This is a genomic window from Pseudomonas sp. D1-1, assembly GCF_051132225.1.
Taxonomy (GTDB): domain Bacteria; phylum Pseudomonadota; class Gammaproteobacteria; order Pseudomonadales; family Pseudomonadaceae; genus Aquipseudomonas.
Window position 1 is genome coordinate 334,862 of record NZ_CP071676.1, and the last position, 20,975, is coordinate 355,836.

General features: G+C 59.1%; 21 protein-coding genes, 2 tRNA genes and 3 pseudogenes. 5 read left to right on the plus strand and 21 right to left on the minus strand.

All coding sequences use genetic code 11. The features are described 5' to 3' along the window. Positions 1–33: 33 nt before the first annotated feature. Positions 34–444 (plus strand): MbcA/ParS/Xre antitoxin family protein, encoded by a 411-nt coding sequence (locus J3P86_RS01410; RefSeq protein ID WP_434570298.1) that lies wholly within the window; start codon positions 34–36, stop codon positions 442–444. Continuing rightward, a complete protein-coding gene (locus tag J3P86_RS01415) occupies positions 444–1,121 on the plus strand; it encodes an RES family NAD+ phosphorylase (protein ID WP_434570296.1) in 678 nt (225 codons plus the stop codon). Before J3P86_RS01410 ends, J3P86_RS01415 begins: the two co-directional genes overlap by 1 nt. 64 nt (positions 1,122–1,185) lie before the next feature. On the opposite strand, the gene J3P86_RS01420 is transcribed toward J3P86_RS01415, so the two are convergent. Next, the gene (locus tag J3P86_RS01420; protein WP_434699280.1) at positions 1,186–2,793 is read right to left on the minus strand and encodes a methyl-accepting chemotaxis protein; all 1,608 of its coding nucleotides are present in this window, start codon (positions 2,791–2,793) and stop codon (positions 1,186–1,188) included. Between the two features lie 233 nt (positions 2,794–3,026). Next, positions 3,027–3,304: pseudogene (locus J3P86_RS01425) on the minus strand (DUF3077 domain-containing protein). 504 nt (positions 3,305–3,808) lie between these two features. On the opposite strand from J3P86_RS01425, the gene J3P86_RS01430 reads away from it, so the two are divergent. Next, positions 3,809–4,639, plus strand: a complete 831-nt coding sequence (locus tag J3P86_RS01430; RefSeq protein ID WP_434699281.1) for an NYN domain-containing protein — start codon at positions 3,809–3,811, stop codon at positions 4,637–4,639. On the opposite strand, the pseudogene J3P86_RS01435 reads toward J3P86_RS01430, so the two are convergent. Next, a pseudogene (locus J3P86_RS01435) lies at positions 4,640–4,822 on the minus strand (site-specific integrase); the annotation flags it as partial. A gap of 157 nt (positions 4,823–4,979) precedes the next feature. On the opposite strand from J3P86_RS01435, the gene J3P86_RS01440 reads away from it, so the two are divergent. Next, on the plus strand, positions 4,980–5,621 hold the full coding sequence (locus J3P86_RS01440; protein WP_434699282.1) for a BRCT domain-containing protein: 642 nt from the start codon (positions 4,980–4,982) through the stop codon (positions 5,619–5,621). 179 nt (positions 5,622–5,800) lie between these two features. Here the strand turns inward: J3P86_RS01440 and J3P86_RS01445 are convergent. The 7 genes from J3P86_RS01445 to J3P86_RS01475 form a co-directional block, all read right to left on the minus strand. Next, positions 5,801–5,876 (minus strand) — tRNA-Thr (locus J3P86_RS01445). Positions 5,877–6,236: 360 nt separating this feature from the next. Further along, positions 6,237–7,490, minus strand: a complete 1,254-nt coding sequence (locus J3P86_RS01450; RefSeq protein WP_434699283.1) for a methyltransferase — start codon at positions 7,488–7,490, stop codon at positions 6,237–6,239. After that, positions 7,471–8,160: an ABC transporter permease gene (locus tag J3P86_RS01455; RefSeq protein ID WP_434570279.1), complete on the minus strand. Its 690-nt coding sequence runs from the start codon at positions 8,158–8,160 to the stop codon at positions 7,471–7,473. The genes J3P86_RS01450 and J3P86_RS01455 overlap by 20 nt, the downstream gene beginning before the upstream one ends. Then, positions 8,157–8,852, minus strand: a complete 696-nt coding sequence (locus tag J3P86_RS01460; RefSeq protein ID WP_434699284.1) for an ABC transporter permease — start codon at positions 8,850–8,852, stop codon at positions 8,157–8,159. Before J3P86_RS01460 ends, J3P86_RS01455 begins: the two co-directional genes overlap by 4 nt. Before the next feature lie 78 nt (positions 8,853–8,930). Then, a complete protein-coding gene (locus J3P86_RS01465) occupies positions 8,931–9,683 on the minus strand; it encodes an ABC transporter substrate-binding protein (RefSeq protein ID WP_434699285.1) in 753 nt (250 codons plus the stop codon). A gap of 13 nt (positions 9,684–9,696) precedes the next feature. Further along, on the minus strand, positions 9,697–10,470 hold the full coding sequence (locus J3P86_RS01470; protein WP_434602538.1) for an ABC transporter ATP-binding protein: 774 nt from the start codon (positions 10,468–10,470) through the stop codon (positions 9,697–9,699). Between the two features lie 259 nt (positions 10,471–10,729). Further along, positions 10,730–10,897: a hypothetical protein gene (locus tag J3P86_RS01475; RefSeq protein ID WP_434626524.1), complete on the minus strand. Its 168-nt coding sequence runs from the start codon at positions 10,895–10,897 to the stop codon at positions 10,730–10,732. Positions 10,898–11,030: 133 nt separating this feature from the next. On the opposite strand from J3P86_RS01475, the gene J3P86_RS01480 reads away from it, so the two are divergent. Further along, positions 11,031–11,480 (plus strand): carboxypeptidase regulatory-like domain-containing protein, encoded by a 450-nt coding sequence (locus J3P86_RS01480; RefSeq protein WP_434699286.1) that lies wholly within the window; start codon positions 11,031–11,033, stop codon positions 11,478–11,480. A 9-nt stretch (positions 11,481–11,489) separates the two neighbouring features. On the opposite strand, the gene J3P86_RS01485 is transcribed toward J3P86_RS01480, so the two are convergent. The 11 genes and pseudogenes from J3P86_RS01485 to panM all read right to left on the minus strand — a co-directional run bounded on the left by J3P86_RS01485 (position 11,490) and on the right by panM (position 20,967). Beyond that, positions 11,490–11,936, minus strand: coding sequence for a hypothetical protein (locus J3P86_RS01485; protein WP_434626522.1), 447 nt, complete (start codon positions 11,934–11,936; stop codon positions 11,490–11,492). 40 nt (positions 11,937–11,976) lie between these two features. Beyond that, positions 11,977–14,211 carry an ATP-binding protein gene (locus J3P86_RS01490; protein ID WP_434699287.1) on the minus strand — a complete coding sequence of 745 codons (2,235 nt, stop codon included), beginning with the start codon at positions 14,209–14,211 and terminating at the stop codon, positions 11,977–11,979. Further along, positions 14,208–14,813, minus strand: a complete 606-nt coding sequence (locus J3P86_RS01495; protein WP_434699288.1) for a biliverdin-producing heme oxygenase — start codon at positions 14,811–14,813, stop codon at positions 14,208–14,210. The genes J3P86_RS01490 and J3P86_RS01495 overlap by 4 nt, the downstream gene beginning before the upstream one ends. Before the next feature lie 159 nt (positions 14,814–14,972). Further along, a pseudogene (locus tag J3P86_RS01500) lies at positions 14,973–15,473 on the minus strand (DUF1016 N-terminal domain-containing protein); the annotation flags it as partial. Between the two features lie 199 nt (positions 15,474–15,672). After that, positions 15,673–16,080, minus strand: coding sequence for a hypothetical protein (locus J3P86_RS01505; protein ID WP_434699289.1), 408 nt, complete (start codon positions 16,078–16,080; stop codon positions 15,673–15,675). Between the two features lie 61 nt (positions 16,081–16,141). Further along, positions 16,142–16,471 carry a DHCW motif cupin fold protein gene (locus tag J3P86_RS01510; protein ID WP_434570261.1) on the minus strand — a complete coding sequence of 110 codons (330 nt, stop codon included), beginning with the start codon at positions 16,469–16,471 and terminating at the stop codon, positions 16,142–16,144. 117 nt (positions 16,472–16,588) lie between these two features. Next, positions 16,589–16,664, minus strand: a tRNA-Phe gene (locus tag J3P86_RS01515). Between the two features lie 102 nt (positions 16,665–16,766). Then, a complete protein-coding gene (locus J3P86_RS01520; RefSeq protein WP_003186755.1) occupies positions 16,767–17,039 on the minus strand; it encodes an oxidative damage protection protein in 273 nt (90 codons plus the stop codon). Beyond that, positions 17,036–18,103 (minus strand): A/G-specific adenine glycosylase, encoded by a 1,068-nt coding sequence (gene mutY / locus J3P86_RS01525; protein ID WP_434699290.1) that lies wholly within the window; start codon positions 18,101–18,103, stop codon positions 17,036–17,038. Before mutY ends, J3P86_RS01520 begins: the two co-directional genes overlap by 4 nt. Beyond that, positions 18,100–20,325 (minus strand): AsmA family protein, encoded by a 2,226-nt coding sequence (locus J3P86_RS01530; protein ID WP_434699291.1) that lies wholly within the window; start codon positions 20,323–20,325, stop codon positions 18,100–18,102. Before J3P86_RS01530 ends, mutY begins: the two co-directional genes overlap by 4 nt. A gap of 243 nt (positions 20,326–20,568) precedes the next feature. Continuing rightward, positions 20,569–20,967 carry an aspartate 1-decarboxylase autocleavage activator PanM gene (panM, locus tag J3P86_RS01535; RefSeq protein WP_434699292.1) on the minus strand — a complete coding sequence of 133 codons (399 nt, stop codon included), beginning with the start codon at positions 20,965–20,967 and terminating at the stop codon, positions 20,569–20,571. Positions 20,968–20,975 lie beyond the last annotated feature (8 nt).

Below are 20,975 nucleotides of genomic sequence, written 5' to 3' on the forward strand. Positions count from 1 at the left end.
CGCAACAGTCCGTAATACAGGAGCCCAAACCTCATGGCGACTTCCTCCATCACGCTCAACGCACAGCAACAATTGGATTCCCCGGACGCGGGTCGAATCGCGTTGAAGTTCTTCTTCAATCTCATGGAGTTGTGGGGCTGCAGCGTCGAGCAGCAGCGCACGCTGTTGGGCAAGGTAGGGAACACGACTTTCTACAAGTACAAACAATTACCCGACAACGTAAGACTGCCGCGCGATACCCTCGAGCGAATCTCCTACCTCATGGGTATTCATAAAGCCCTGAGCATCATCTTCAGTAACAGCCGGGACCGCGTGTATCAATGGGTCAGCAGTCCCAATAACGCGGCGCCATTCAACGGCCAGTCGGCGCTTTCCTACATGCTGACCGGGCGAGTGGTGGACATCGCCGATGTGCGGCGATACCTCGACGGAGTGCGCGGCTGATGACGCCACCACTGGCGGACCCGCAATGGAAACGGGCCTATCGGATCGTCAACAGCAGCTTTCCGCCGATCACGCTGTTCGAAGACGTGCTTGATCCCGAAGACCTGCCCACCGCCTACGCCCTCGAAGCGCTGACCAATGACCGGCTCATGGAAGAGGCCGGCGTGCTGTCCCGGGTACGCCCCGAAGACCGGGTTTCCGGCCCGGGCTCCTCGCCGGTGATGGCGGCATTCACTCACATTGGCAAGCGCAGCCGCTTCAGCGACGGCACGTTCGGCGTCTACTACGCTGCCAGCAGCCAGGAAGCCGCGATTGCCGAGACCTGCTACCACCAGGCACGCTTCCTTGGCGCGACCAACGAGCCGGACCTGGAGTTGACCATGCGCACCTACGTCAACAAGATCGTCAAACCCCTGCACGACATCCGCCACGATTATCCCCATCTGCATAACCCGGACCCTGACGCCTACGGCCCGTCCCAGGTATTTGCCCGGGAGCTGCGTGAAACCTTGTCGTGGGGCCTGCTGTACAACAGCGTCCGCTTGCCCGGTCATGAATGCGTGGCCGCGTTTCGCCCGCCGGCGGTGTCGATTCCGGTGCAGGGCAAGCATATTCGTTACGTGTGGAGTGCGCAGAAACGGGAGATTTCGTTTGTATTCGAGGTGAGTCAGGTGTGAACAAGGAGCTGCCGTGCGCCAGCGGGCAAGCTCCTTTAGTCCAATTATATGTGGACGTGGTTGATCAAATCTTGAACTGCTGCACCGAAGCCTGCATCGAGCCCGCGGCATCGTTCAGATGGTCAGCCGTTTTTGTCAGATCGTGAATCGAGCGGGTGTTTTCCCGAGACTGCTCGGCTATTGCTTCTACCCGCTGGGCCATTTCGTCACTGGCTTTTGATTGTTCGGCAATGGTCTGGGAGATTTCCTCCACCACTTCGGCGGCATGCCGTGCGCCCGTGCGGATTTCGCTGATCGACACGCCGGCCTGCTGGGCCAGGTTGACGCCTTCGTCCACGCGGCTGACGCAGGCCTGCATGTTCGCCACCGCATCCCGGGCGCTGGACTGGATGCGCTCGATCATCGCGGTGATCTCCTGGGTGGACTGAGTGGTGCGCGCCGCCAGGTTGCGCACCTCATCGGCCACCACCGCAAAACCGCGGCCCGCCTCGCCAGCACGGGCGGCCTCGATGGCGGCGTTGAGGGCCAGCAGATTGGTCTGTTCGGCGATGCTCTTGATCACTTGGATGATCGAATGGATATCCTCGGAGGACGCGTCCAGGGCGGTGATCTTGCTGGAAGACTGGTTGACCACCTCGGCGATCCGGTTCATGCCTTCCACCACCCCCAGAATCACCTGCCCACCGCTGCTCGCCAGTTGTTCGGACTGCGCCGAAATCGTCCGCGCGCTGTCGGCATGCTGATGGATCTGGCTGATGTTCGCCATCATCTGCTCCATGCTCGCCGCCATGCTGGTAGCGCTCTGAGCTTGCTGGTCGGCGCTGGACACAATCTGCCGCGCCGTATCGCCCAGATTGCGGGACGTGCCATGCAACTCGTCGCTCTGGCTACGGATCGTCGCGATCATCTGCCGCAAGTTGGCCTGCATCTGTTCGATCACCGCCTGTAACTGGCCCAGCTCATCATCGCCATGAGGGCCCATCGAGCGCTGCAAATCGCCTTGAGAAATCGCCTGGGTATTGAGAATGATCTTGTTCAGCGGCGTGAGCACTGCCTTGAGCAGGCTCCACGACAGCAATGCAAGCGCCACGCAGGTGGCCAGCAACGTGATGATCAACCAGCGTTCCGAGGTATGGATGCTGTGGTCCTGATGTTCGCGAGAAACCTGCGCCTGGCTCTCGATCAATTCACTGACCGCTTCGTTACGCTCTTCCAGCGCCGAAAACGCTTTATCAAATTCGGTACGCAACGCCCGGCCATCCTGAGCCCCGCTCAATGCCTTGCCAATCACTTGCTTCGCCGAGGCGATATACGCCTCGGCCTGAGGCTTCAGCTCGGCAATGGTCTGGGAAATCGTACCCGGCAACCGAGCCTCGGCGTTCTCCGCGATAACCTTGCGCATCCGCTGCGAATGCTCATCGAACGCCTCGGTGACTTCCTTCGCGCCCTCGGCATCTCCCGGTGCAACCAGCAAGGCAGCCAACACATCGCCACGAATGGCGTCGTGCATCATGTCCGCCTCCATGTGCTTGCGCATCGCCGAGATACTGGTCTCGTTCTGCGCCAAGGCGTCGGTCATGGCGCGGTAGCCCCACAGCCCGATACCGCCCAGCAACAGCGCAAAAAACAGGCTGACCAACCCCGAACCTACAACCTTGGTGCGGATTTTCATCGCTTGTTGCTCCTGGAGCGGGGGATTTTGGGCAAGTGTAGATGAGCGCTCGCCGAGCCTTGGAAAGGCATGCTCTTGATTGAGGCTATCGGCGGGGAAAATAAATAGATGAATGCTCCATTAACCCGTGGTGAGGGAGCTTGCCCCCGCTGGGCTGCGAAGCGGCCCCTCTTTGCTACAGACGAAACCCAAATGCTGCCCCCGCACAAGGAGCAGCATCGCATCACTACCCTTTAAGCAGGATTACTCCCCGGCGCCTCCAGCACCTTCACCACGTCGTCGATGACGGCTTTGCTCATCTCCTGCAAATAACACGACGCCCAGGCATAACGATCCGTACCCCGAACCATCGCCGCGTCATCGGCCAGGCGCATGGCGATGTGGAGAAGATCGAGGCGTGGGAGAGGGCTTCGCCGATGGGGATGCCGCTGTTGACGCGGAACAGGGGGCGGTCGGAGTGGTAGGAGAAGGGGGTTAGGCCTGGGGTTTTGAAGTCTTTGGGATTGGTCATTGCGCACCTCCGATCGCCAATTGGCGGCGGGTGGCTGGCAAAGTGATAAAGCGAGACTGCAGCAGATCCATGGCATGCATCGATTGACTCCCATATCAGTTGAGAGCTGCCACGTTCGTTCTCAGGCGAATGGGTGGCAGCTGTGCGCAGGCTGAGAAACCGGAGATACAGGAACCCGGCAGACCCGAAGGTCTCCTACGCACAGCCGCTGTACGCCAGATATACAGGCTCCATCCCCTTTTTTCGGCTTTCTTCGTGCTTAATGTACGTTGCCGCTATGAGGTTCTGCCGTTTTTGGCGGTAATCTCTTGTGCATAAACGTCGTTTCGGTCATCCGTCGCCGAGCGGCGAAGAGTGTTGTGGATGCTTGTGATTTCTTGTAATTCTGATTGACGGCCGCGTCGTGACATAATTATTATGTCCGCCACAGTCCAGTACAGCTCGCAGGCAATGTTTAGAACCTGCTCGGCGGTCCTGGGCTTTTTTTTGCCCACAGGAAAAGCGATGAAGAAAAGGACAGCGGTGTTGGTTGACGGCGGATTTTTCTTCGAGCGCGTGAGATTTTTCGCGAGGAAATATTTCCGGCGAGATCTTGTCCTGACCGCTGAGCACCTGAGCAGCATCGTTCATCAGATGGTGAAAAACCACATCGAGGATCGAAGGGCGCTTCCTCGGGAGCTGTACCGGGTGTACTACTACGACTGCCCGCCCAACGATAAGCAAGTCCGCTATCCCATCACCCCTGATGGACACCGCACCCCTGGTAACATGAATTTCAAGGAGCACCCGCCGTACAAGGTTCGCGGGGAGCTTCACAATCGCCTGAAAAAAAGTCGTAAAACAGCGCTTCGGCTTGGCGAGCTGTCGAAGAGCGGTAGGTGGCGCCTGAACGACCATTCCCTTGATGATTTGCTTCGGGGAGAAAAGACATGGGACCAGCTTACAAACGCTGACTTTCACTATGACGTAGATCAGAAAGCCGTCGACATCAAGCTGGGCATGGATATCACCACCCTCGCTCTTAACAAGCTGGCTGACGTCATAGTCTTGGTAGCAGGCGACTCTGATTTCGTGCCAGCAGCGAAGCTTGCTCGGACAAACGGCATCGATTTTGTGCTTGATCCAATGTGGGCCGCAACTGCGGCAAGTTTAAGTGAGCATGTGGATGGACTGCGATCATATGACGTGGTTCGGATGATCAGTAGCGTCACAAGAGAGCCAGTCACCAATGTTCCTCTGTGGTGGCGGCAGCCAGAAGCAGCCGGTGATGCCGGGGAGGCTCCTGATAACATAGATCCACCAGCCGACAATGACGAGCCTGGCGTACCTGAGTAATCAGTCTGCTGAAGGGTTCACTGTAGATATGCTGAGGTCGTACACGTTCACCATTGACTCGTCTTGGTGTCCAAAGGCCTGCTGCTTGTCGGCCCGGGTGCCCACCGTGTCCGTGATGCCCTTGCGCTTGAAGTCGTGCATACCGAATCGCTGATCCTCGGTGAGCACACCTTGCTTGATTGCATGGAAAAAAGGGGAGTAAAAAAGAGAAAAAAAGGGAAAAAAGGGGACGGATTTATTTTGAATAGATTGCGCCCGGGAATGCTAGGTTTGACATAGCGTTTCCTCAGCCAGCACTGCTCCAGTGTCAAGCTAATCCCCACCCAAAGGAACCCTTGTAATGGACCTACACAGCGAATTCGAAAAGAGCAAATACTTCCACCATGCCCGTATCGACCGGCGCGCGGCCGATGCCTTGGTAGGGTTGGCCGCAGGGATTACGGCGGACGGTGACGTGAACACCACCGAAGCGATTTTCTTGAAGCAATGGTTGGAAAACAATCTCGCGCATCTCAATGATCCGGTAATCAATCTACTTTATTCACGTTTGGCGTCCATGCTTCAAGACGATGCGCTGGACCCGGACGAGTCTCTTGAGCTGCTTAACATCCTGCGTGGTTTTTCTGGAGCGAGTATTGAGCCTTCGCAGGTTGGCAGAGCTGTTGCGGTTGCCCCTACGGATCTTCCGTTCAATTTACCTGCCCCTGATTTGCTGTGGGATGGCCGAATGTTTGTATTTACAGGCGTAATGGCCTTCGGGCCGCGCAAGGATTGTCAGGCGTTGGTCGAGGAGCGGGGTGGTTTGATAGGGGGCGGCGTGAGCAAGAAAGTGCATTATCTGGTCGTCGGTAGCGTGGGTAATGAACAATGGCGCCACAGTACCTACGGAACGAAAATCATGAAGGCAGTGGAGCTGCGGGAGGCGGGTGCTTCGATTGCTATTGTGGGTGAGGATCACTGGCAGAGAATGCTGTTTGGTTGAGATGGCTTCGTTGGTGTCGTTCCAACGCAGGCAGCCGTGTCTCGGCCGACAAATTGTCGGTAGGACTAATGACCTCATCGCGAGCAGGCTCGCTCCTACAGGTTTTCAGGGTGTAGGGGGCAAGTGAACATCCCAGAAACAACAAAGCCCCCGCATTTCTGCGAGGGCTTCGTTTTGTATGGTGCCGGCACCAGGAGTCGAACCCGGGACCTACTGATTACAAGTCAGTTGCTCTACCAACTGAGCTATACCGGCGTGTGGGCGACGATTATAGCGATTGGGCCGGTTCTGTAAACCCCTGAATTCTGACTATTTTTATGCAGGCCGTGGCTCGGCGGCGCGGCGGAGCTTGTGTGCGGGCATCAATCGACGCGCGGCGAGCAAAATTGCAGCCCTGGCGGCGTTAAAACCAACCGTTATGTCGGTTTGTTTTGGCGCTTATGCACAATGGGAAGGAAGCGCCGAACGGAATCTTCCCTTTTTGTGACACTTTTCTCGTTTGCGCGCAAATCCCTGTTTTCATGGTTTTTTATCCATATGAACAAAAAATGAACAGCTTGGAGGCGCTCAGAAAATCACGACTTACTTGGATCCACGCTTATTTCATCAACAGAGTTATCCACAGGCTGTCGCGTGTGGCTGACGCTCTGCCAGCAGTAATAGATTTCTTGGCGTAAGAGGTGCTTCGCAGAAGATACCAAGGCGCACTTCGTAACCCTTTTGGCTGAGGAAAAGTGCCCGGTCCAGCACCAGCCAAAGCTCCAACGGCCGTCGGAAAAGGCCTCGCACCAGTTCCAGGTTGCGCACCTCGGCCAGGCGCTGATAACCCGCAGCCTCCAGTTGGTCCCAATCGGGGGAACGAACTATGGATAAATTCTTCAGGGCCGCCAGGTCGGTGCAGTAGTGGGCGAACGGTTTTTCCAGCCAGGCGCCGGGTAATGACGGCGTGGGCAGGTAGTCGTTGCTGCGGCGGATTTGCCTTTGCAGCAGGTCGAAGGCCAGGCGTCGGGCCATGGATTTGTCCCGTTGCCGTCGGACGCGCGAGCCGGCGGTGACGGTTTCGCTCAGTGGCAGGCCGAGGTCGTCCAGCGACAGTTGCAGGCTGGATTGGCTGGCCGCATCGGACAGCGGTCGATACTGCGCCGTGCTGATGCGGTTGTAGCAGCACGGTGCGATAGCCATTTGTGCGCAGCCGGCGGCACTCGCCAGGTGCATGAGCCGAACATGCAGGTCGCCGCAGGCGTGGAGGGCTACCGGGGTGTGTCCCGGTTGGATCGCCTGGGCCGCATCCGGCGCCAATACATCTTGCTGCAAGTGCATGGCCGGCAGGTTGTGGCGCTGGCTCAGGTGCTGGCCGGCGGCGACCAGCAAGGGGTCGTATTCCAGGCAGGTCAGGTGCTGATCGTCGTGCAGTAACCGTCGGCCAAGGTGGCCTTTGCCGGCGCACCAGTCGAGCCAGTGGGTCGGTTTGGTGGTGAAGGTCAGGCGGCTGGCGAAGGCTTCGATCTGCTGCCATTTGCGCCCGGGCACGTCGACGTTGAGGCGATGAGTTGGCGCTTTCAGCAGGCTGGCGGGCAGCTCGGCGACCGTGCTCAATGCGCGGGCGATAGCGGCCAGTTCCGGGAACGGCGCGGGCGCGTCTTCAATCAACCACGGCTGATGATGGTCGTTTTCCGCCGCTTGCAGCGAACGCTGGCGTAGCCATTGGGCCAGTTCGGGGTGGGAAGTTTCCCAAGGTAGCTGCAGATGAGTGAAAGGGCGGGGCTTCCATAGCGCCTGGTGCTCTGTGAGAAAAGCATCCAGAGCCATGAAACGGGCGAGTAATGTTTCGCCCGTCAGCACCTCGCTCTCAGCGCCCTTGGCAGGCATCGACGCGCAACCAGCGTTCCAGTTGCTTGAAGCCTTGTACCAGGACGAAGGACATCAGCAGGTAGAACATGCCGGCCGCGAAGAAGATCTCTACCGGCAGGTAGGTCCGGGCGATGATCGTACGGGCCATGCCGGTGAGTTCCAGCAGGGTCACGGTGCTCGCCAGGGCACTGGCCTTGAGCATCAGGATCACTTCGTTGCTGTAGGCCGGCAGTCCGATGCGCGCGGCGCGGGGCAGCATGATGTACAGCAGCGCCTTGGGGCGAGACATGCCCAGGGCCCGCGCGGCTTCAATTTCGCCACGGGGAATGGCCTGGATCGCGCCGCGCAGGATCTCGGCGATGTAGGCGGCGGTGTGCAGGGTCATGGTGGCGGTGGCGCACCAGAACGGGTCCCGCAGATAAGGCCATAGGGCGCTGCTGCGCACGGCGTCGAACTGCGCCAGGCCGTAATACACCAGGAACAGCTGAACCAGCAGCGGAGTGCCGCGGAAAAAGAAGATGTAGGCGTAGGGCAACGCCCGCACGTACCACAGGCGCGATGAACGGGCGATGCCCAGCGGAATCGCCAGCAACAGGCCGGCGATCACGGCGATGGCCACCAGCTCCAGGGTCAACGTTGCGCCCTGGGCCAGTTTCGGCAGCCACTTGATGATGACTTCCCAGTTCATTGCGTGCTCCTGGCGAAACCACGGGCCGCGCGTCGTTCAAGCAGGTGCATGCCGATCATGGCGAGTACTGTCAGCCCCAGGTACATGAGCGCGGCGACCATATAGAAGGTGAACGGCTGTTTGGAAATGGTTACGCCGATTTGCGCGTGTCGCATGATTTCTTCCAGGCCGATCACCGAGACCAGCGCGGTGTCCTTCATCAGGATCATGAACAGGTTGCCCAGGCCGGGCAGGGCGATGCGCCACATTTGCGGCATGATCAATCGGGTAAAGATCCGCCATTTCGACAGGCCCAAAGCGACGCCGGCTTCACGGTGACCCTTGGGGATCGCCAGGATTGCGCCGCGAAACACTTCAGTAGCGTAGGCGCCAAAGCACAGGCCGAGTGCGATGACGCCGGCGGCGAAGGCGTTGAGAGCAAGGTCGGGATTGCCGAAGTACTCACCCAAGGCGCGCATCAGGTTAACGGTGCCGAAATAGATCAACAGCACCCAGAGCAATTCCGGAATGCCGCGAACCAGCGTTGAATAAGTGCCACCAAGCCATTGCAACGGCCTGTATGACGAGGTCTTGGCCAGGGCACCGAGCAGGCCGAGTACCAGCCCCAGGCATAAGGCAGAAAGGGCCAACTGGACGGTCATCAGCGCGCCGGCGGCTAGCGCCGGGCCGAATCCGTAGAGATCGATCATCATGGGTATGCGTTCATATCGCGGCAGGCTTTGCTAAGGACCGGCGCCGTACAACAACGGCGCCGGCCAGGCACGTCAGGATCAATAGATGCTGAACGGGAAGTACTTGTCGTTGATCTTTTTATAGGTGCCGTCGGCAACGATCTCTTTTAATGCGGCGTTCAGCTTGTTGCGCAATTCATTGTCACCCTTGCGCACGGCGATGGCGATTTTGTCGCCCTCTACCACCGCGTCACCTTTGAATTCGTAAGCCCGGCCAGCGTCGGTTTTCAGCCAGTCGTAGTTCGCGTATTTGTCTGCCAGGATTCCGTCGAGACGACCGGAGGTGAGGTCCAGGTAGGCGTTTTCCTGGGTGTCATACAGTTTCACTTCGACACCTTCCATGTTGTCTTCCATCCAAGTGCCAGCGAGCGTGGAGCGCTGTGTCCCGATGACCTTACCCTGAAGAGACTCTTTATCGATTTTGAAATCGACGTTTTTCGGCGCGATGAATTGCAGTTTGTTGGTGTAGTACGGGTCGGTGAAATCCACCGCTTGCTTGCGCTCTTCATTGATCGAAAGCGAAGAAATCAGGAAATCGAACTTCTTCGCCATCAAGGCCGGAATGATCCCGTCCCAGTCGGAAGTGACCACTTCGCACTCGACTTTCATCTTGGCGCACAGGGCGTCGCCGATGTCTTTGTCGAAACCCACGACCTGGCCGCTGGCGTCCTTGTTATTGAACGGAGGGTAGGCTGCTTCGATGCCCATTTTCAGTTTGCCGTCCGCCATGGCGTTGGCCGAAAGGACCAGGCTGGCCGCAGCGGCCAAGAGTATTTTCCTGTAGGTCTGCATAGGTACTGCTCCGTTAGCGGTTGCTGGACATGAATTGTTTGCAGCGCGCCGAAAGCGGGCTTTCGAAAACCTGCTGTGGCGTTCCTTGTTCTTCGACCAGGCCCTGATGAAGAAATACCACTTCGCTGGAAACCTGGCGGGCAAAGCCCATTTCGTGGGTAACCAGCAGCATGGTGCGGCCTTCCTCGGCCAGGGCGCGGATCACACTAAGTACTTCCTGGACCATTTCCGGGTCAAGGGCAGAGGTGGGTTCGTCGAACAGAATCACCTTGGGCTGCATCGCCAGCGTACGGGCAATGGCGGCGCGTTGCTGCTGGCCGCCGGACAGTTCGGCCGGGTAGGCGTGGCGCTTGTCGGCGATACCGACCTTGGCCAGCAAGGCTTCGGCGACTTCGACGGCTTCGGCCTTGCTCTGGCCGAGCACCCGGCGCGGAGCCTCGATGATGTTGTCGAGTACGCTCATGTGCGGCCAGAGGTTGAAGTTCTGGAAGACAAAACCGATCTCGCTGCGTATGCGGTTGATCTGTTTGCCGTCGGCGGCTACCAGTTCGCCGTTTTTCGCCGCCTTGAGCTTGAGCTCTTCGCCAGCCACCAGGATCTGGCCCTGGTTGGGGTTCTCCAGCAGGTTGATACAACGCAGGAACGTGGACTTGCCGGATCCGGAAGAGCCGAGGATCGAGATCACGTCGCCGTCGCGAGCGGTCAGCGAGACGCCCTTGAGCACCTCCAGCTGGCCGTAGCGTTTGTGCAGGTTGCGGATTTCAAGCGCGGGCGTGGCCTGGGCCATGTGCGTTCCTCATGATATGTGCTCCCTTGCTGTCGGCAGCCTTCCTGGCGAGGCGGCCAAGCTAGCATGCGTCCGGATGGCCGCCAACAGCGCTACGCGCGGTAAACCGGCGACTTGCGGCGGCTTGTCGCATCGGCGCAGCAGACTGTCGCGCCGTCAACAACCGAACGGCTGTTTGAACCTGCCTGTCAGCGAATTGCCTGGGGAGTCGCGTAAAAAAAGGCGCGATGGTGCCAGCTTTGGGCGGGGGTGGGAAGGGTTAACCGGATGAGCGTTCGTGTTGTACCTGTTTATTGTTCGCAGGAAAATTTGTTTGTTTATCTTTGGCGGCTTTGGGTTGCTCGCGTTCTGCCATGAAGTCTGCAGTTGCGGCAGCAGTATCGAACCATCTGTCCCAGCCTTGCTGATGTTTAACGCTATTTGTCATGGCAATGTTCCTGGCTGCCTCTATTCCGAACCGCAGTATGAGCAAATTCCAATCGATCTAAACATATATGAAGGATCAGTAGTCACACTCGAAAGTACAATAGAGTCTTTTCCAGAGATCGGGAGGTTCCATCATGAGATCCCTACAATGTTCTTTGTTGCCTTTCGTTACCATCGCCATTCTGCTATTCCCTCTCGCCCTCAACGCCACCAACCTCGCGCCCATCGACAACACAGGCGTCCAGATCCAACCCATGCAGCAGAACGGCATTACTTATCTGTCCGGCGGCATCGGCGAAGACGAAGCCCGGGCCATCGGGCAGGCCCAGGGTTACAACCTGCACATGACTTTTGCGATCGGCCCGGAGAACAAATACGTTCCGGATGTGGACGTGACTGTGCAGAACTCATCAGGACAAACATTACTGACGCTCAGCGATGCGGGCCCGCTGGTATATGTGCAATTGCCGCCGGGCAAGTACAGCGTGGTGGCGACGCGCAACGGGGAGGAGCGCCGCGACACCGCCGATGTGGGCAGCGGAGCCGCGCGCAAGCTGGTATTCCACTGGAACAGCGGCGAGTAGCCACCCCGCTTATTCGCCGACGGGCTCTTCCATAGACTGGCGATAACGGTCCAGCGCCTCGCTGAAGTCCTTGATGAACTCCGGCGTGCTGAGCCAGCGCTGGGCCGCCTCGCGGTCCATGTCGTCGACCCACATGCGGTAGTCCACCAGCATGTCGGCAGCCAGGTTGGTGGCGGCCATGCTCTCGTTTTCGGCGTTCTTCAGATCCAGCAGGCCTGGGCGCTCGATGATCATTTCGCTGACGTTTGCCAGCAATGTGTCGAGCATTTCGCTGCGGCTGACGGCCTCGGCGTCGCGCAGCTTGACGAACAACTCCTGTACGTAAACCGGTGGCTGGGCGGTTGCATGGGCCGGATCGCCATACATCGGGATGGATTTACGCCCGGTCATGCGGATCTGCTTGGCTTTGTCTTTGGCACGCTTGGCGCGTTTCTGCTGCTTGTTCAGTGAGGCCATTGGGCTTCGGTTTCCAATTCGTTAGGGGGCGGTGCCCGGCTCAGTCGATTTTCGGCACGGTAAAGCGGAATTCACTGCCCTGGCCTGGCTGGCTTTCGGCGTGCAGTTTACCGCCATGAGCCTGGACAATCCCCTTGGATATATACAGCCCAAGTCCGGTGCCATTCGGGTTGCCTTCCTTGGTCGTCCAGTAGCGGTCAAAAACATGCGGCAACTGCTCGGGGGCGATGCCTTCACCGGTATCGCGGACGCTGAACACGATCTCATCGCCCACCGACATCGCGCTGATGCCCACGGTCCCTTGCTGCGGCGTGAATTTGATGGCATTGCCGATCAGGTTGGACAGCACCTGGAACAGCCGCTCGGGATCTGCGTTGATCTTGAGGTTGGGCTCGGCATGGAAAGAAATATTGATTGCCTTGGCGGAGGCCAGCGGCGTCAGTAGCGAACAGGCGTCTTCGAAGATCTGGCTGACGTCCATCGGCTGAGGGTTGATGGTGTAGCGCCCGGCGTCGATGCGCGAGGTGTCGAGCAGATCTTCCAGCAGTGCATTCATGCGACTGGCGGCTTGTTGCATGGTGTCGATGGCCGAGGCAATTCGCTTCGAGCTGTGTGAGCCGTCGGAGCTGAAGGCCTTTTGCATCATGCCGCAGAGCATGGAAATGACCGTCATCGGGTTGCGCAAATCATGGGACACGACCGCCACCAGTTCATCGCGTGCTTGCACCGCCTGGCGCTCCTTGCGTACCTGTCGGGCCAGATCATTTTCCAGGGCCGAGCGGCGCAGGTCGTTGGCGGCGAACAAGTCGCCATGGCTCCACTTGGCGCTGATACCGTCCATCTCGACTTTCCAGATTTCAAACGAGGTGCGCGGCCGCAGGCGTAATCCGGTCTCGCTGTCTTCCAGGTCGAGGGGTTTTTGCGGGTCACCGCTCCAATTGATGGTTTGCTTCACTTCGGGACGGAACCACAGCACGCCATTTTCCACAGGCTTGGGCAGATGAATCGCCAGCACCCCGCTCGCTACATCCTGAAAAGCCTTGGCCGGGGCGAAAACGCTGCCCAGGTTATGGTGAGAGAAGACCGGCTGACCTGTTGCCAATATCCACTTGTGCAATTCGCGGATTTGCTCCGGTTCGGGGCACTGACCGTGGCGATGCAGTTTGTTGTCCTCGAAGATCGCAACGCCGCTGGCCCCGGTGAGGTCCATCAGGCGTTGTGGCTCGCGGCACAGGCCATCGAAGACGTTTTCGCTGGATTCGGCCATGGCGGCGGCAAGCGCCTGTAGGTCCTCCAGCTTGGCGTCCCGTTGCCGAGTCAGTTCAAGGGTTTCCATGGCGCTGATCTGCAGTGACAGGATCTGGCCGATGGTCTGGCAGGCCATGCGCATTTCATGGGGCACGAGCAGCGGCTGGCGATTGCCGCAGCTGATCAAGCCCCACAGTTGCTCGCCTTTCATCAACGAGATGCTCATCGACGACAGCACGCCCATGTTCTTCATGTATTGACGGTGAATCGGCGAGACGCTGCGCAGCGTCGAAAAACTCAGATCCAGCGGCGCTTGGGTATCGGGGCGCAGCTCGGGCACCAGGGGTATCGGCGTGTAGTCGGCGTTGGGGATGATGCGCAACCAGTTGGTGCGATACAGCTCACGGGCCTGCTCGGGAATATCCGAGGCTGGGAAAAACAGCCCCTTGTAAAGCTCCATCGATGGCGCGCTGGCTTCGGCGATGACCTGCCCGTGGCCTTCTTCCTCAAAACGATAGATCAGCACGCGGTCGTAGCCGGTCATGGCCTGGATTTCCCGCACGCTGATTTCGTACAGGGCTTGAAGATCTTTTGCGCTTTGCAGGCGCTGGAGCATACGGCCCAGGTTGGCCTCGCCGCTGACGCCTTCGGGGCGATAGTCGCTCAGGTGTTGTTCCAGCTCGATGATCAGGGCGCCCTGATGGCGATGCACCAAGGCGTCAAAACGCTGCTGGTTCACGACAATGGCTACGGGCACGTTGTCGCTTTCCGGGGGCGCGTGGCAGGCAATGAGGATGGCTTCTGCCTGCTCCAGTCCCACCAGTGCATCAAGCGTCTGGTCCAGCAATCTGTAGGGATCCTGTCCCATCAATTGCAAGACGTTGGCGCTGACCTGACGGATTACGAAGTCTGGCTCGGACAGCATCAGCAGCACGCCATGAGGCTGGATGGCGCCGGGGAAGCGAATCGGTTCGTCTGCGCAATTAGCCAGCAGTTCTTCGAAGGCTTCCTGGTTTTCCGGGGTCATAGCAGTACCTTTTGGCTGTCCAGCCAGTGTTCAAAATGAGTAAACGTCGACCTGGCGGCGCGTGTGACTTCGAGCGTCTGGGGTTCGCCAAGGTTCCTGTCGTCCAGGTATTGGAGGAAATCCTTCCAGCGGCGGCCGGTGAGTTCACCATACACGTTGAGAAAGGCAGCGCCGCTGGAGGCATCCAGGCCAAGCTGCTCCGCCACCCTGCGTCGCAGAATCTGTCCGCCGAGGGTCGCTCCTTCCAGCACGTAGGAAACCCCGAGGGCGGCCGCGCGGGAGTTGATCTGCGGCAGTTGCTGGCAAACGGGCAGCGCTTCGATAGCGGCTGCATCCATGCCCAGCGCCGTGAGATCGGTCCGCAATACCGGAAGCTTGATGCGCAGGGATTGGTCCAGCCCGGACGGAATCAATGCCAATACCTGAAGCCGTTGTTCCAAAGGCTGGTAAAAACCGTAATAGGCCGCCATCAGGCGCCGGTATAGGTCCAGGTTCAGCCGTTCCGAAAAAAACGGCAGGCGTTTTTCCAAGGCGACATGCAACTCGGCGGTTTCAGTCCGCAATGCCTGGATCAAAGAGGGGTGGGTTGCGGCCGGTGACATGCAGAGTGATGCTCGTTGGCTGGAGCGTTGCTGAAAAAAAACGCATCAATACTACATGGGTTTTTTGAGTATGCGTTTCGATAACGGCTTCATTTCTTCAGGTCGCTGCGTCCGGGGGGGACTCCTCAAGCCGCGCCCGTTCGCAATCCAGCGCCTTGCGCTTGCTTCCTGCTCTACCGCAGGTCGATCGCGGCTTGCCAGGAGGCGTTCGTAATAGAACGTGCCGATCTGGCGCTCCAAGGCGCGGGTGGACCAGTTCTGGGTGGCGGCTTCGTTCATGTACCAATGTCGAGTGTTGTCGTGTACTACCCGCAGAAGCGTGCGGTAATGGGTCCAGCTCAATTCGGTACGCACTGCGTTCCAAATTGAAAACTTCAGATAAAAATCCCGCATATGCCGCAGGTTACGTTCATCAAACCCTTTCCCAAACCGCCCCGTCAGCACCTTCGCCAAGGACGCTAGCAACCTTGCGCCATAAGCCGCGCGTTCGACGCCTCCTTGCTCGAACTCGATGATGTGCCGGCCGATCTGCCAGCAGGTCTGTACCTGGAGAGTGTCAACGGCACGCAACACTTTCTGGCGTGCCTGGCGAATCAGCTCGCCTAGTTCGTTGATCAAGGGCGCGAGCTGTGGATCGTCTTGGGGCAGTATCGGCTTCATCGAAGTGTCCAGCCATTGGAAGGGGCGGACCAGAAGAATGCTCCCATGAAAGCTTCGATGATGTCAGACGGAGCTGATTGCTTTGGAGGAAAAATAGCTGATTGATGCAGGACGGGTATGACGCCGCCCATGCTGGTGGAGCTTGGTCTGTAGGAGCCGTCCCATCAGCGTATCATCCACCGCCAGCCGCAGACTGAAGTCAGCCTTGGCCTTGCGTCAGCGCCTGGGATGCGGCGACATAATCAGCCTGGAACTGCTTGCTTTCCACCCAATCCAGGGCAGTCTGCTCATCGACGCCCGTGGTCAGGCGACGGTATTCGATCAAGGCGGTAATGATGAAGTCGGTCGCTTCTTCCTCGCCTTCCTGTTCTAGCACGAGCGCCAGCAGTGGATGGCCCAAGAACGCTTCGCACATGGCTTTCTGACTGACCTTCTCGGCGGCGCTCATGATGCGGAACAGGTCAGACAGGTCCACGGTTTCCAGGTCGATGCGCTCGTCGTTCGGGTCCAGGAAGTCGTTCGGCGCAGCGGCACGCTGAATGCGATTCTTCTTGGCTTTCTCCTTGGCACGCTGGCTGCGTTTTTGCTGTTTGTTCGCCGATGGCATGGTCGGATTCCTTATGGATAAGGCCATCTATCCTACAGCTTCGACGCGAACGCTTCGAATCTCAATCCACCACGAACAGCGTCGCCCCGGATGGAGTGGAGGAGCGATGAGGCTCGGCCTGGTCGGCCACCTGGTAGCTCATGCCGGGCTTGAGCAGGAATTGCCGGCCGTCTTCGAGCTCGGTGTTCAGCTCGCCTTTGAGACAGAGCAGGATATGGCCCTTGGTGCACCAATGGTCGGCCAGGTAGCCGGCCGTATATTCCACCATCCGTACCCGAACGCTGCCGAAATGCTGCGTGCGCCAGTAAGCGGTTCCGGTAATGCCTTTGTGTTCGGTGGGTTCGATGGTGGACCAGTCGGTAGTGCCGAAGGGGATGCCGGTGATATCCATGTCGACTCGCATGCAGGAGGAGGGGGCGGACGAATGTAGCTGAGTCGACAGGATGCAGGAAGGAAATCCCGGACAATAAAAAACCCCGATCAATTTCTTGATCGGGGTTTCGGTATTTGGTGCCCAGAGACGGAATCGAACCGCCGACACGGGGATTTTCAATCCCCTGCTCTACCGACTGAGCTATCTGGGCAACGGGGCGCATTAAACGGGTTTTTCAGGGGGGCGTCAAGCAAGTTATCAAAAAATATTTAACTATTACCGTCGCTTACGATTCGCCCCCGCTCCGGGCAGCTTATTCGGAGGGCGGCACGTAGCCCTCGGCCTTGGCGTATTCTTCGCCGGAAAAGAACTTGTCCATCTCCCCTTGAAGATATTTGCGATCTTCGGCATTCATCATGTTCAGGCGTTTTTCGTTGATCAGCAGCGTCTGGTGTTTTTGCCAGTCGCCCCAGGCCTTGGCTGATACGTTGTCGTAGATGTCCTGGCCCTTGGCACCGGGAAACGGTGCGCGCTCCAGGCCTTCCAGCTGTTCTTTGTACTTGCGGCACATGATGGTGCGGGTCATTGCAACTCTCCTGCGTTCAATACAGCGGCCGCGCGTTCGAGCAATGTCTTGACCGGGGCGGCGAGGCCCAGGCGCGGCGGGGTGGCGAGGTTATACCAGAGCCAGTCGGCCTCGGCCACGTGATGGCCGGTTTCGCGGACCCGGACCAGCCAGGGTTCGATTGCCAACTGGAAGTGGCTGAAGGTGTGTACCAGGCTTGGCATTGCCTGTTGCTGACCCAGCTCCAGCGAATGTTGCAGGGCCAGGTGTTGCAGGTCGTCGAGGTCGTCGAGTTCCGGCAGGCTCCACAGACCGCCCCACAAACCGGTGGATGGGCGGCGGTAAAGCAAGATGGCGCCTTCGCGGTTAGCCAGCATCGGCATCAAGGTGCGTTTCTTGGGCACTTCCTTGCGCGGCTTGGGAATCGGATAGCGGGTTTCCAGGCCCAGCATGTGGGCCTCGCAGCCTTTTTCCAGCGGGCAGAGCAGGCAACTGGGTCTGCTGCGGGTACAGAGCGTGGCGCCCAGGTCCATCATCGCCTGGGTGTAGGCGTTGACCCGATCCTGAGGGGTAAAGCGTTCGGCGGTGGCCCAGAGCTGTTTCGCAACCTTTGGCTCGCCTGGGTAGCCTTCCTGGGCAGTAAAGCGCGCCAGCACCCGCTTGACGTTTCCATCGAGAATCGGCGCCCGCAGGCCCATGCTGATGCTGGCAATCGCGCCAGCGGTGGATAGGCCGATTCCCGGCAGTTCGGTGAGCTTCTCCACATGCCGGGGAAATTCGCCGCCATATTGCTCGACGACGATTTTCGCGGTTTTCTGCAGATTACGAGCGCGGGTGTAGTAGCCCAACCCGGTCCACAGGTGCAGCACTTCATCCTCCGGCGCGGCGGCAAGGGCCTGGACGGTAGGCAGGGCGGCCATGAACCGGTCGAAGTAATTGAGCACGGTGCTGACCTGGGTCTGCTGGAGCATGATCTCCGAGACCCATACCCGATACGGGGAGATGTCTTGCTGCCAGGGCAGGTCATGACGCCCGTGGCGGTCGAACCAATCCAATACGGCGCTGGAAAATTGCTCGGATGTCATCGCTTGAACAGCCCCTTGAGCGCGTCTTTGAGCTCGGGGCTGACCTTGTCGCCGAGCTTCTCGTCGATCTTGTCGCCGAGGCGGTCGCCGGCCAGTTTCGCGGCAACCTTGCCCAGCCCGTCGTTGTCCAGGCGGCAGGCTTTCGCGCCCAGCTCCAGCGGGCCTCGGCAGCGTAACGGCCACTCGACATCGACATAACGCTCGTTGACCTGGCAGGCCGGGTCGGGCATGTCGCTCTTGTCGCCTTCAACGATGACGCCGACGCGGTAGTCCATGCCCAATACACGCAGGTCGATGTCACCGTTGCCATTGACCGTCATGCCGGGGATGCGCACTTTCAAGTCCGGGTTGCTGGCCACGCCATTGTGGAAGGTAAGGCTGCCGTCGAGTTGCTGGAACGGTGTGTCCTTGCCGCGCGGTTCACCGCTGAGACTCTTGCGGTTCAGCGTGGCGATGCCTTTGCACAGCTGCTGTTCGAGGTTGGCATTGAGCAGCACGCCGTCATTGATGACGAACCCGGCATTGCCGTTCAGGCTGTCGATCAGGGCCTTCTGGCTGTTGCCGCTGGCGGTGACGGCGCTGTTGAGCGTCACCAGGCCCTTGACGGGCGGATTTTTGCCCTGGCTTTCGATGATCTTGTCGGCCGGCACCCGGTTGATGCGGGTTTGCAGGCTCAACTGCGGCGTGGGCTGGCGCACGTCCAGCGTGCCCTTGGCTTCGAAGTTGCCGTTATACAAATCGCCCCGCAGGTTTTCCAGCGTCAACAGGCCGCCGAGCCCGGTGGCCTTCAGCGCGGCATTCTGGATGGGCAGCTTGTCGAGGGTCAGTTGGCCGAAGCTCAGGTCGGCATCGATATCGAGCTTGCTCAGGCGCTCCACCGGGAACAATCGATCATTGCTCCACGCGCCTTGGGTCGGGGCGCTTGGTAGCGGTGAGCTGCCGGCACCGGCCATGGCGCTGGCCTCGGTGTTGCTGACTTCGGCCTCGCGGGCAGCCTTGGCGCTGTTGGCTTCGGCGGACTTTGGCGGCAGGTAGCGATCAACATTGAAGGTGTCGGCCTTGAGCTGGGCACGCAGCGACTGCTTGGCAATATCTTCCACGGCGATGCGACCACTGAAATTGCTCTCATCGATTTTCAGGTTGATGTCGTTGAGCTCGACGCTGGTCGGTGTGGCTGCAATGCGGCTCGCCAGCTCGACCTTGCTCAGGCTGCCATCGGCCATCGCCGGCAGTTTCTGGCCGATGCTATCGATGAAGCTGGCCAGGTCGAATGACGCAATCGACACGCCGCCATTCAGCTGCGGCGTTTTGTCGAGATCGTTGACCTTCAGCTCGCCCAAGGCGCGAAGCTGGTTCAAGGAAAGCTTGATACCGGTCCATTCGGCAACGTTGGCTGCCCTGTCGAGGAACAGTTGCCCTTGCGCCGCAAAGCTCACGGTCTTGCCTTGCAACGGATCGCCGGTGGCTTCACCGGACAGCTTCAGGTCTTCGAATTTGTAGCGTTGCAGTGCGCGTTCGAAGCGCAGCTCGCCAGTCACCTCGGTGCGCACCCGAACAGCCGGCTGGTTGCTGGACAGGAAAGCCGTGAGGGTCACCGGGATATTGGTGGAATCGTGGATCGGGCCGGTGCTCAACTGGATGCTTTCAGCGGTAAACAGCTTGCCGGTCTGCTCGTCGCTGTATTCGACCCGGGCGTTGTTCACGGTCAGGCTGTCGATGTCCAGGCGAGTGGGTTGGGCCGGTTTCTCTGTCGGAGCGTTGGCCGGCGGGGCGGGCTGTTCGGTTGGCGCCGGCGCCTTCGTAGCGGTCGTGGAGGCGGGCGCCTTGCCGATGTCTTCCCAGTTGCCATGACCGTTCTTGTCGCGGTTGAGCCGCAGGTTCAGGCCTTCGACCCGTACGTCACTCATTTGCACTTCACGGCGCAAAAGCGGCATCACCCGGACTGAAAGCCCAAGCATCTGCAGGTCGGCAAAGGGTTGGGTCGGATTGGCCAGGGTCGCAACGCTGGCTTCGTGCAATTCAAGACCCAGCCATGGAAACAGGCTCCAGCCGATATCGCCATTGAGGGTCAGCTCGATGTGGGCCTTGTCGCGGGCTATCTGGCGGATCTCTTCCTTATAGTCGTTGGGATCGAAGAGGTGGGTCAGGGCAAAGCCCAGGGCCACAATGATCAGCAACAGCCCGAGAAGTACCAGACCCAGGATTTTGCCGAACGCTTTCATGGGCGAATCCTTGTAGGTTGAGTTCAAATTTTACCGGAGAGTATAACGTCCCGGGTTGGTGGAGCGTTGGGTGATCTGTCTTACCGCAGACCTGCTGGGCATAGACCTGTGGTGAGGGGATTTATCCCCGTCGGGTTGCGCAGCAACCCTGATGCAAGCGATGTAGATCAGTCGGTAAACCTCGGCGTTTGGTTTTAGGGGCGCTTCGCACCCCAGCGGGGATAAATCCCCTCGCCACAAAGGTCAGCAAATATCGAGAGACAACTTCAGCTTTGCCGCCAAGGCCTGCACCTCCAGATGCCCGGCCGGTGCCTCGAGCCGAAGCCTGGCGTCATCTTCTCGAGCCATCCTCCGTGCCTCGCTCACCAGGCGCTCAGCTACGCCACGGCGGCGGGTAACCTTTCTTACGCACAGGTGAGACAAGTACCAAGCGTCCTGGTGCCGTTGCAGGCGTGCGGCGCCGAGCAGCCGGTCGTTGAACCGTGCCGCAATCAGCGTACCTTCCGTCAGGCACCTGTTGATCAACTGCCCGGCATCGCTGAACGGCTCGAACAGCCAGGCCGGGGCGTCCTGGTAGATTTTCTGCAGGTCCTGAAGATCCTGATGAGTGGCTTCATTCAAACGCTCGACAACGATGGGCATGAACATTC

What these genes read in the sequence shown, in the direction of transcription:
- J3P86_RS01520 (WP_003186755.1), bottom strand. Translation starts at nt 17,039, where the DNA reads ATGACCCGCACCATCATGTGCCGCAAGTACAAAGAACAGCTGGAAGGC.
- J3P86_RS01470 (WP_434602538.1), bottom strand. Translation starts at nt 10,470, where the DNA reads ATGGCCCAGGCCACGCCCGCGCTTGAAATCCGCAACCTGCACAAACGC.
- J3P86_RS01495 (WP_434699288.1), bottom strand. Translation starts at nt 14,813, where the DNA reads ATGTCACCGGCCGCAACCCACCCCTCTTTGATCCAGGCATTGCGGACT.
- J3P86_RS01510 (WP_434570261.1), bottom strand. Translation starts at nt 16,471, where the DNA reads ATGGATATCACCGGCATCCCCTTCGGCACTACCGACTGGTCCACCATC.
- J3P86_RS01485 (WP_434626522.1), bottom strand. Translation starts at nt 11,936, where the DNA reads ATGGCCTCACTGAACAAGCAGCAGAAACGCGCCAAGCGTGCCAAAGAC.
- J3P86_RS01460 (WP_434699284.1), bottom strand. Translation starts at nt 8,852, where the DNA reads ATGATGATCGATCTCTACGGATTCGGCCCGGCGCTAGCCGCCGGCGCG.
- J3P86_RS01530 (WP_434699291.1), bottom strand. Translation starts at nt 20,325, where the DNA reads ATGAAAGCGTTCGGCAAAATCCTGGGTCTGGTACTTCTCGGGCTGTTG.
- panM (WP_434699292.1), bottom strand. Translation starts at nt 20,967, where the DNA reads ATGCCCATCGTTGTCGAGCGTTTGAATGAAGCCACTCATCAGGATCTT.
- J3P86_RS01450 (WP_434699283.1), bottom strand. Translation starts at nt 7,490, where the DNA reads ATGCCTGCCAAGGGCGCTGAGAGCGAGGTGCTGACGGGCGAAACATTA.
- J3P86_RS01410 (WP_434570298.1), top strand. Translation starts at nt 34, where the DNA reads ATGGCGACTTCCTCCATCACGCTCAACGCACAGCAACAATTGGATTCC.
- J3P86_RS01415 (WP_434570296.1), top strand. Translation starts at nt 444, where the DNA reads ATGACGCCACCACTGGCGGACCCGCAATGGAAACGGGCCTATCGGATC.
- J3P86_RS01430 (WP_434699281.1), top strand. Translation starts at nt 3,809, where the DNA reads ATGAAGAAAAGGACAGCGGTGTTGGTTGACGGCGGATTTTTCTTCGAG.
- J3P86_RS01455 (WP_434570279.1), bottom strand. Translation starts at nt 8,160, where the DNA reads ATGAACTGGGAAGTCATCATCAAGTGGCTGCCGAAACTGGCCCAGGGC.
- mutY (WP_434699290.1), bottom strand. Translation starts at nt 18,103, where the DNA reads ATGACATCCGAGCAATTTTCCAGCGCCGTATTGGATTGGTTCGACCGC.
- J3P86_RS01475 (WP_434626524.1), bottom strand. Translation starts at nt 10,897, where the DNA reads ATGACAAATAGCGTTAAACATCAGCAAGGCTGGGACAGATGGTTCGAT.
- J3P86_RS01505 (WP_434699289.1), bottom strand. Translation starts at nt 16,080, where the DNA reads ATGCCATCGGCGAACAAACAGCAAAAACGCAGCCAGCGTGCCAAGGAG.
- J3P86_RS01480 (WP_434699286.1), top strand. Translation starts at nt 11,031, where the DNA reads ATGAGATCCCTACAATGTTCTTTGTTGCCTTTCGTTACCATCGCCATT.
- J3P86_RS01440 (WP_434699282.1), top strand. Translation starts at nt 4,980, where the DNA reads ATGGACCTACACAGCGAATTCGAAAAGAGCAAATACTTCCACCATGCC.
- J3P86_RS01420 (WP_434699280.1), bottom strand. Translation starts at nt 2,793, where the DNA reads ATGAAAATCCGCACCAAGGTTGTAGGTTCGGGGTTGGTCAGCCTGTTT.
- J3P86_RS01490 (WP_434699287.1), bottom strand. Translation starts at nt 14,211, where the DNA reads ATGACCCCGGAAAACCAGGAAGCCTTCGAAGAACTGCTGGCTAATTGC.
- J3P86_RS01465 (WP_434699285.1), bottom strand. Translation starts at nt 9,683, where the DNA reads ATGCAGACCTACAGGAAAATACTCTTGGCCGCTGCGGCCAGCCTGGTC.